This is a genomic window from Rhodococcus sp. ARC_M6, assembly GCF_022810305.1.
Lineage (GTDB): Bacteria > Actinomycetota > Actinomycetes > Mycobacteriales > Mycobacteriaceae > Rhodococcus_F.
The window spans coordinates 1-1,067 of sequence record NZ_JALGQH010000076.1; the positions used below are offsets into that span (position 1 = coordinate 1).

Sequence of the window (1,067 nt, forward strand, 5' to 3'; positions counted from 1 at the left end):
CGATTGGAGTCACGTTATGCATTTCCACGACGACGCACTGTTCCCCGAGACCCAGGAAAAGCTGGTCATCACCGTCGCACCGTACGGCCCTGAATGGGAACCGGACGACTTCGCCGAAGACCTGCCCCTGACGATGGACGAGCACGTCCAGACCGCGGTGGACTGCTACAATGCCGGCGCGACGGTCCTGCACATCCACGTCCGCGAACTCGACGGCAAGGGCTCCAAGCGACTCTCGAAGTTCAACGAACTGCTCGGCCGCCTCCGCGAAGCAGTGCCGGACATGATCCTGCAGGTCGGCGGCTCCATCTCCTTCGCCCCGGAAGGTGAAGGCGCCGACGCGAAGTGGCTCTCCGACGACGTCCGCCACATGTTGGCGACGCTGGATCCGGCACCGGATCAGGTGACGATCGCGATCAACACCAGCCAGATGAACATCATGGAGTTGATGACGCCCGACGATATCGGCGGCACGTCGATGGAACGCCCGGAGTTGGCGAACACGTACCGCGAGATGGTCGTTCCGGCCGGCCCGGAGTGGGTCGAGGAGCATCTGCGCCGGTTGCAGGCTGCGGGGATCCAGCCGCACTTCCAGCTTTCGAGTATTCCGCAGCTCGAGACGGTGGAACGGTTGATCCGCCGCGGTAAGTACACCGGTCCGTTGAACTTGACGTGGGTGGCGATCGGCGGAGGTTTCGACGGTCCGAATCCGTACAACATGATGAACTTCGTTTCCCGCGTTCCGGACGGTGCGTGTTTGACGCTCGAGACGTTGATGCGCAGTGTGTTGCCGGTGAACACGATGGCGACGGCGATGGGTTTGCATGCGCGGTGCGGTAACGAGGACACGATCTGGGGTCGTCGGGGGGAGAAGATGACGTCGGTTGCGCAGGTCGAGCAGGTTGTTCGTATTGCTCGTGAGTTGGGTCGTGAGGTGGCGACGGGTAAGGAAGCTCGCGATATCTATCGGATCGGTCAGACGTACGCGGATGCTGATGAGACGTTGGCGCGGTTGGGGTATGCGCCGAATCGTCGGGCGGGTCAGCTCGGTTTCACCCAGCACGCCT

The 1,067-nt window shown here is 62.4% G+C and carries 1 protein-coding gene; it reads left to right on the forward strand.

Annotated elements, in window-relative coordinates; translation table 11 throughout:
- Positions 1 to 16 precede the first annotated feature (16 nt).
- Positions 17 to 1,067, forward strand: a 1,051-nt coding sequence (locus MTX36_RS29425; protein WP_243623194.1) for a 3-keto-5-aminohexanoate cleavage protein, incomplete at its 3' end; no start/stop codon positions are given.